This is a genomic window from Corynebacterium sp., from assembly GCF_012838985.1.
Lineage (GTDB): Bacteria > Actinomycetota > Actinomycetes > Mycobacteriales > Mycobacteriaceae > Corynebacterium.
On sequence record NZ_DUOE01000013.1, the window covers coordinates 1 to 7,770 of the forward strand.

Genomic DNA, 7,770 nt, shown 5'->3' on the forward strand with positions numbered 1-7,770 from the left:
ACGCCATCATGGAGTCCTCCGGCAACACCGCCGTCACCGTCGAGCGCCCCGCCGAGGATCTCACCGAGATCATGGAGCGCCTCGCAGCCGGCGAGCAGTAAGCCCCACCCCATGCCTACCCCGTCGCATTCCCGCGGCGGGGTTTAGCATTTAACTGACCAGTCCCCCTCCCAGAACGGCCCCCAGATCCCCGTGACCGAACCTGTGACCGCACCACCCACCCGGCCGCGTACCGGTACCCGCATCGAATTCCGCGATGTGACCAAGGTCTTCACCAACCAGCGGAAGACCGAGACCCGCGCCGTCGACGGCGTCACCCTCACCGTCGAACCCGGCGAGATCCTCGGCGTCATCGGCTACTCCGGCGCCGGCAAGTCGACGCTCGTCCGCCTCATCAACGGCCTGGACTCCACGACCTCCGGACAACTGCTTCTCGACGGCACCGACGTCGTCGGCCTCCCCGAGTCCCGGCTGCGTTCGATCCGCCGGGGCATCGGCATGATCTTCCAGCAGTTCAACCTCTTCCAGTCGCGCACGGCCGCCGGCAACATCGCCTACCCCCTGGAGCTGGCGGGCATGCCGCGCGCGGAGCGGAAGAAGCGGGTCGCCGAGCTCCTCGACTTCGTCGGACTGGGCGACAAGGGCGACAACTACCCCGAGCAGCTCTCCGGCGGGCAGAAGCAGCGCGTCGGCATCGCCCGCGCCCTGGCCACCAACCCGCGGCTCCTGCTCGCCGACGAGGCCACCTCGGCCCTCGACCCGGAGACCACCCAGGACGTCCTCGCCCTGCTCCGGGAGATCAACCGCGACCTGGGCATCACCATCGTCGTGATCACCCACGAGATGGACGTCGTGCGCTCCATCGCCGACAAGGTCGCCGTCATGGAGGCAGGCAGGGTTGTCGAGCACGGCAGTGTCTACGAGGTGTTCTCCCGCCCGCGGACCGCGGTGGCGCAGCGTTTCGTGTCCACCTCGCTGCGCAACACCCCTGACCAGGTCGAGGCGGAGGACCTGCTGGCCCATGAGGGCCGCCTGTTCACCATCACCCTGGCCGAGGACTCCGGCTTCTTCGCCGCGGCCGCCGCCGGCCGTGAGGAGGGGATGCTCATCAACATCGTCCACGGCGGTGTGACCACGCTGCAGCGCCAGTCCTTCGGCAGGATGACGGTCCGGGTGACGGGGCCGGACGCGGCCGTCGAGAAGTTCCGTGACACGCTGTCCCGCACCACCGACATCCAGGAGATCACGCGATGAACGAGACCATCCTCGCCGCCGACTGGGACCGCCTCGGCCCCACCTTCCTCGACGCCATCGGCGACACCCTCATCATGGTGTCCCTGACGATGGTGCTCGGCGGTCTCGGCGGCCTGCTCATCGGCCTGCTGCTCTACACCTCGCGTGCCGGGGGCATCCTGCAGTCGAAGCCGCTGTACTGGGCGCTGAACATCCTGGTGAACTTCGTCCGCCCGATCCCGTTCATCGTGCTCATCGCCATGCTCGCGCCGGTGACGGTCCAGTTCGTCGGCACCACCATCGGGCGTTCCGCGGCGATCTTCGTCATGTGCATCGCCGCCGCCTTCGCGGTGGCCCGCATCGTCGAGCAGAACCTCGTGGCCATCGACCCCGGCGTCATCGAGGCCGCCCGCGCGATGGGGGCCGGCCCCTGGCGGATCATCCGCACGGTCATCATCCCGGAGGCCCTCGGCCCGCTGGTCCTGGGGTACACGTTCATCTTCATCGCCGTGGTCGACATGTCCGCGATGGCCGGTTACATCGGCGGCGGCGGTCTGGGTGACTTCGCCATCGTCTACGGCTACCGCGCCTATGACCTGGAGGTCACGTACGCGGCGGTCATCGTCATCGTCATCATCGTGCAGATCGCGCAGCTGCTGGGCAACTGGCTCTCGCGCCGGCTCATGCGCCGTTAGACACCCCGCACACGGCCCCCGACCAGCGTTGGTCGGGGGCCGTGTCGTTTCCGGGGCCGGTGCCTCACCGCGTGGCTACCCTGGAGACATGAAGATCGCCGCCTTCGACATCGACGACACCCTGCTGTTCCCCCACGGCATCGCTGAGGAGGACATCGCCGCCATCCGGGCCTGGCAGGAGGCGGGGCACCTGGCGGTCGCGGCCACCGGCAAGTCGTTGTCCGCCCTCGGGAGCGCCCTGCAGCCCTACGACCTCACCTTCGACTACTCGGTGGCGTTCACCGGCGCCGGGGTCGCGGACCGGGAGGGGAACTACATCTTCTCCAGGGTGGTGCCCGTCGACAGCCTGCGTGAGATCCTCGTCCCGCTTCTCGACGACCCCTCCGTCGCCGTCTACGCCATGCCCCTCCACGGCCCGGACGCGCTGCTCTCCGCGGAGCCGGCGCGCTTCACCGGCACCATCCTGCAGGACTGGGTGCGGGTGGATTTCGCGGATCTCGACGCCGGGGACGTGGCCTGCCTGCCGGTGTGGGTGCCCAACGACCAGTCCCGTCAGCGGCAGCTGCGCGACGACATCCTGCGCGCCCACCCTGAGCTGGCGGTGCACATCCACCGGACGTTCCTGGACATCGTGCCGGCGGGCGTCGACAAGGCGACGGGTATGCAGGAGGTCTTCGCCCACCTCGGGCTGCCGCGTGAGGAGGTCCGGCTCTACACCTTCGGTGACTCCTGGAACGACCTGGCGCTGCACGCCATCGCGGACCGTTCCTACGCCTTCTCCTGGTCCCCCGACGAGGTGATGGACGCGGCGGACGAGGTCATCGAGTCCGTCGCCCCGGCGCTGCGCCGACTCACCTGACGTCGAGCTGTTCGCGGGCCTCCTCGAGCGCCTCGCGTCCCCCGGCGGCGTAGGCCTCCCAGTCGCGGCCGACACCGCCGGGTGTCCGCCACTCCTGCAGGAGCTTCTCGACGCTCCCCCGTTCCTCCCCTCCCCGCCGCAGTTCACGGGCGAGCGCCCCGAGGGAGGCCGTCGCCCCCTCGTGGTACTTGAAGGCGGGGAAACTGCGTCCGGCGCGCCCCATCGCGCAGGCGGAGGCGTTGCCGGACAGGTCGGCCATCGCTTCGGCGGCCTCCCGGCGACGCCCGATGACCCAGGTTGCGAAGTCGCTCATGCCCCCAGTTTGCCGGAAAGCCGGTCGAGGCGGTACTTGCTCTGCCCGTCGAGCCCGATGATGTCGACGATCTTGCCGCGGGCCTGGAATTTCTGCTGGATGGCGTCGAGGGTGGCCACGGTGGAGGCGTCCCAGATCTCCGCCTGCGACAGGTCGATGACGATGTGGCCGGCGTCGTCATGGTAGTCGAAGCGGTAGACGAGGTCGTTGGAGGAGGCGAAGAACAGCTGCCCGGTGACGCGGTAGGTGCGGATGTCGATCCGGCCGTCGTCGTCGATGTCCACCTCGGAGACCTTCTCGATCTCCACCATGTGCGCGACGCGGCGGGCGAACATGATCATGGCGGTGACCACGCCGAGGATGACGCCGACGGCGAGGTTGCCGGTGGCCAGCGTCGCGACGACCGTGACCGCCATGACGAGCGTCTCGCTGCGCGGCATGAGCCGCAGGGTGCGCGGGTGGACGGAGTGCCAGTCGATGGTGCCCAGCGCGACGAGCACCATGATCGCCACGAGCGCGGCCATCGGGATCATTCCGACGACATCCCCGAGGCCCACCACGAAGATGAGCAGGAAGACACCTGCGAGCAGCGTCGACAGGCGGGTGCGGGCCTGCGCCTCACGGACGTTGACCATGGTCTGGCCGATCATGGCGCAGCCGCCCATGCCGCCGAAGAAACCGGTGACCAGGTTGGCCACGCCCTGTCCCCAGCTCTCGCGGGTCTTGTCGGAGTGGACGTCGGTGATGTCGTCGACGAGCTTGGCGGTCAGGAGGGACTCCATCAGGCCGACCAGCGCCATGCCGAAGGCGTAGGGGGCGATGATCCGCAGGGTCTCCAGGGTGAGCGGGACATCCGGGAGGAACAGCTCCGGCAGGGAGGTCGGCAGTTCGCCCTGGTCGGCGACGTCGGGCACGTTCCACCCCATGATCAGCACCAGGCCGGTGAGCACGACGATGGTGACCAGCGGCGCCGGGATGACGGTGGTGATCCGCGGGAAGCCGAGCATGATGGCCACCCCCAGCGCGAACAGCGGGTACACCAGCCAGGGCACGTTCCACAGGTGCGTCAGCTGCGCCATGAACACGAGGATGCCCAGGGCGTTGACGAAGCCGGTCATCACCGAGCGCGGGATGAACCGCATGAGCTTCGCCACCCCGAGCACCGCCATCGCGATCTGGATGACGCCGGCGAGCAGCACCGTGGCGATGAAGTGGTCGTAGCCGTGGTCGCGCATCACCGGGGCGATGACCAGGGCCACGGCACCCGTCGCCGCGGAGATCATGGCGGGGCGCCCGCCGGTGAAGGCGATGGTGACGGCCATGGTCACGGAGGCGAACAGGCCCACGCGGGGGTCGACGCCCGCGAGGATGGAGAACGCGATCGCCTCGGGGATGAGTGCCAGGGCGACGACGAGGCCGCCGAGGACCTCGATGCGCAGGCGCGTGGCGGAGGAGAAGGCGTGGCGGAAGGAGGCGATGACGCCGGTGGGTGACACGTGAGGGGACTCCTGGGCTCAACGGTTACGGTGGGGAACAAGAGGTATCGGAAAAACGAAACCTACCGTAACGGTAGATTTGGCCGGGTTCAACTCGGGGAAGGGCAGTGACCATGGACGATGAGGGCATGAAGATCGGCGAGGTCGCCGAGAGAACCGGCCTGTCCATCCGTTCCCTGCGCCACTACGACGAGGTCGGCGTGGTCTCCCCCTCCGGCAAGACCCCCGGCGGTTTCCGCCTCTACTCCGAGCGCGACGTCGAACGCATCCTGCTCGTGCGCCGCATGAAGCCGCTGCAGTTCACGCTCGAGGAGATGAAGGAGTTCCTCGACGCCGCCGAGCACCCCGACTCCCCCGGCTCCCGCGCCACGATCGAGCGCGTGCACGAGGAGGCCCGCGGCCGCCTGGCGAAGCTGCGCCAGCGGGTGGGCTACGCCGAGGAGTTCCTCGGCATCATCGAGGAGCTGTAGGCCGGCCACCAGGGTATTCCAGTCCGGGCATACATCGGGTCGCGTCCCCGGCGCTCCCGTTGTATGCCCGAGCTGGAATACCCCGCTACTCGCGCTCGTCCCAGCCCAGGTCCGCCTGGTCCGCGGTGATGACGGTGGCCACCCACGCCTGGCCGGTCTTCGGCGCGTCACCGCACGAGGAGATCACCCCGGGAACCTCACGCTGCGCGAGCTGGACATGCCAGGAACGGCCGTCGGCGTGCACGATGACCACGCCGGATTCCGAGTCGTCGAGCACCGTCAGGCCACCGAAGTACAGGTCCTCCCCCGCCAGCAGCAGCTGCCGGGCGACAGCCAGCTCCGCGACCTGCCCGCGGGGCCGGTGCAGGCCACGCCCCCGGTTGCCAGGGTAGAAGTAGCGCCCCTGCAGAGCCGCCTTCACCAGCGAGTCACCGGCCTCCTCGTTGAGGCGGCCGAAGCTGTAGCCCCAGGGCATGAGCAGGATGGAGGGGGCGAAACGGTGGCCCTTGGTGTGCGAGGTCTCCCACACGATCCCGCCGGGGTGCCGCTCGGCGAGCGCCGCCGCCAGGGGGCGTCCCTTGAGGGCGCAGCACACGTCGCGCTTGCCGTGGGTGCACACGAGGACCAGCGGGTTGTCGACAGGTTCGGCGCCGTTACGGCCGGGGCCGGAGAGGTCGAGGTCGAGGATGGCCTCGGGGGCGTCGACAAGCAGCTTCTCGACGCGCCCCTCCTCCGCGAACACCAGGAACAGGTGGTGATTGTCGATGCGGCGGCCGTCGCGGCCGGGGTGGCGGATGAGCTGCAGGCCGGCGTCATCGCCGAGCTTGTCCCTCAGGCGGGCGGTGAGCTCCTCCCCGAAGACACCGCCGTCGAGGATGTCGCGGCTCCAGCCGTGCGGCCACTCGAGAATGACGTAGACACGTTCCTGTTTGGCGGAGCCGGGCAGCGGTTCGCCGGGGACGTCCGAGCAGCGCAGGGGGGCAACATCGGCAGCATCAGTCATGTGATCAAGCCTAGCGATCTGTTTCTAGCACAGTTCCCCACCCCCGCCCGGGCGACACCAGGGGTCGGTTTGCAACGATTTGTTCACGATCCGCCCGGAACCCCCTCACAGAGTTCATCAGGAGGGGTACCTGTGGCTACGGTTAATAACATGACTGACTCCCGGGCGCCGCTTCGCAGATCCTCGCAACGCCGCACGACCCTCGCCGCCATCCTGGCCGCGGGGTCTCTAGGTCTCGCAGCCTGCGGCACGGGGGCCGGCATGGAGTCGGGGGGCGCGGAGAACGCCGGCGGGGATGAGCGTTCACTGATCGAGACAATCACGGCCGCCACCCTCGGTGGCACGGGTAAGGCCGCCCCGCTCGGGGAGGGCGACGTCGCCCTCAAGACCGCCCGCCCGGCGGCCCCCTCCATGCTGCTCGTCGAGTCGGTGCGCGTGGCCGGACACGAGGGCTTCGACCGGGTCGTCTTCGACCTCGCCGGCGACGGGGAGCCCGGCTGGTTCATCGACTACACCACCAGCCCGAAGCAGCAGGGTTCCGGTAATCCGGTGGAGTTCCCGGGTTCGGTGGCCCTCAACGTCAACATCGACGGCACGGCCTACCCCTTCGAGCTGGGTCTGGAGGATCCGCGGATCGGCACGGTCGCGGGCTCCGGCAACATCACCCAGGTGCAGGCCGTGGGCACCTTCGAGGGCCGCTCCCAGTTCGTCATCGGACTGCGGGAGAAGCTGCCCTACTCCGTGTCTGTCCTGCATGATCCGCACCGCCTGGTCATCGACGTCCGCCACCGTTAGCGGTACCCGGCCTCGATCCGCCAGCCACCCCCGCTCAGCCACAGCAGCAGCCAGGCCCGGGGGTGTCGTTCGTTCCCGGCCTGCCCGACGACCTGCAGCCGCGCCACCTTCTGCGGTTCCGGCCCCCACCATCCGGTGTCGACGGGCCACGGCCCCGCCCACGCCGCCACCAGGTAACGCCGGCTGCCCCAGCCCAACGCATACGGCACGTCGCTGAGCAGCGCCTCCGCCGTCACCGTCACGTCCCGCGCCGCCCGGCTGAGCAGCCGCACCTGCGTCGCCGGGTGTGTGAGGTGGGCGGGCAGGGGCCCGGGGATGCGCCCCGGCCAGCTCCCCTGCTTCTCGACGTCCCCCTCCTCCCCGTACGGCACGAAGGCGATCCGTTCCGCCACTCCCCGGCCGCCGACCAGCCGCGGGGTGAGCACCTTGTCGATGCCCAGCGTCGACTGCACCCGGCCCGCGACCCGCCGGACCAGGGTGACGTCCCGGCTCTCTCCCCACCGGGCCCCGACGACATCCGGGGCCGCGGACTCCAGGGGCTCGAGGATGAGGGAGGAGATCGCCCCGGCCCCGCCGGTGGTGAGCCAGCCGTCGAGCTGCCAGCGCACCCGGTCCGCCGTGGCGGATTCGGTGAGCGCCTCGCGGGTGCGCCAGATCCGCTCCAGGCGGGTGCCGTCGGCCAGTTCCGCCAGCACGCGTAACCGCAGGCAGACCAGGCCTGCGGTGCGCAGCCGCTCATGGAGGACGGCGGCCAGCTGGCGGGCGGCGAAAGCTGCGGCATCCACCCGGTCGATGGGGTCCTCCGGGGTGACCGCCACCGAGAGGTCCGCGGCGGGCAGCTCCGGGGCCACGCGGCGGTCGGCGGCGGCGCGGGCGATGCGGTGGCAGCGCTCCCCCGCCACGCCG

General features: G+C 69.8%; 8 protein-coding genes and 1 pseudogene. 5 read left to right on the forward strand and 4 right to left on the reverse strand.

The genetic code is table 11. The features are described from left to right. The first annotated feature begins 186 nt into the window (after positions 1–186). The 3 genes from GXZ33_RS00595 (at position 187) to GXZ33_RS00605 (ending at position 2,787) form a co-directional block, all read left to right on the forward strand. Positions 187–1,254: a methionine ABC transporter ATP-binding protein gene (locus GXZ33_RS00595; RefSeq protein WP_291338935.1), complete on the forward strand. Its 1,068-nt coding sequence runs from the start codon at positions 187–189 to the stop codon at positions 1,252–1,254. Continuing rightward, entirely contained in the window at positions 1,251–1,928 is a 678-nt protein-coding gene (locus GXZ33_RS00600) for a methionine ABC transporter permease (protein ID WP_291338929.1), read from the forward strand. The genes GXZ33_RS00595 and GXZ33_RS00600 overlap by 4 nt, the downstream gene beginning before the upstream one ends. A gap of 88 nt (positions 1,929–2,016) precedes the next feature. Next, positions 2,017–2,787 (forward strand): HAD family hydrolase, encoded by a 771-nt coding sequence (locus tag GXZ33_RS00605; protein ID WP_291338930.1) that lies wholly within the window; start codon positions 2,017–2,019, stop codon positions 2,785–2,787. Here the strand turns inward: GXZ33_RS00605 and GXZ33_RS00610 are convergent. Beyond that, entirely contained in the window at positions 2,780–3,100 is a 321-nt protein-coding gene (locus GXZ33_RS00610; protein WP_291338931.1) for a hypothetical protein, read from the reverse strand. The genes GXZ33_RS00605 and GXZ33_RS00610 overlap by 8 nt on opposite strands. Next, complete coding sequence (locus tag GXZ33_RS00615) at positions 3,097–4,596, reverse strand: SulP family inorganic anion transporter (RefSeq protein WP_291338932.1); 1,500 nt, start codon at positions 4,594–4,596, stop codon at positions 3,097–3,099. Before GXZ33_RS00615 ends, GXZ33_RS00610 begins: the two co-directional genes overlap by 4 nt. A gap of 113 nt (positions 4,597–4,709) precedes the next feature. On the opposite strand from GXZ33_RS00615, the gene GXZ33_RS00620 reads away from it, so the two are divergent. Continuing rightward, positions 4,710–5,066 carry a MerR family transcriptional regulator gene (locus tag GXZ33_RS00620; protein WP_291338936.1) on the forward strand — a complete coding sequence of 119 codons (357 nt, stop codon included), beginning with the start codon at positions 4,710–4,712 and terminating at the stop codon, positions 5,064–5,066. 85 nt (positions 5,067–5,151) lie between these two features. On the opposite strand, the gene GXZ33_RS00625 is transcribed toward GXZ33_RS00620, so the two are convergent. Continuing rightward, a complete protein-coding gene (locus GXZ33_RS00625; protein ID WP_291338933.1) occupies positions 5,152–6,069 on the reverse strand; it encodes a sucrase ferredoxin in 918 nt (305 codons plus the stop codon). Positions 6,070–6,219: 150 nt separating this feature from the next. Between GXZ33_RS00625 and GXZ33_RS00630 the strand changes: the two genes are divergently transcribed. Continuing rightward, a complete protein-coding gene (locus GXZ33_RS00630) occupies positions 6,220–6,864 on the forward strand; it encodes a hypothetical protein (protein ID WP_291338934.1) in 645 nt (214 codons plus the stop codon). On the opposite strand, the pseudogene GXZ33_RS00635 reads toward GXZ33_RS00630, so the two are convergent. Continuing rightward, positions 6,861–7,770 (reverse strand): annotated as a pseudogene (locus tag GXZ33_RS00635) (DNA polymerase Y family protein); the annotation flags it as partial. The gene GXZ33_RS00630 and the pseudogene GXZ33_RS00635 overlap by 4 nt on opposite strands.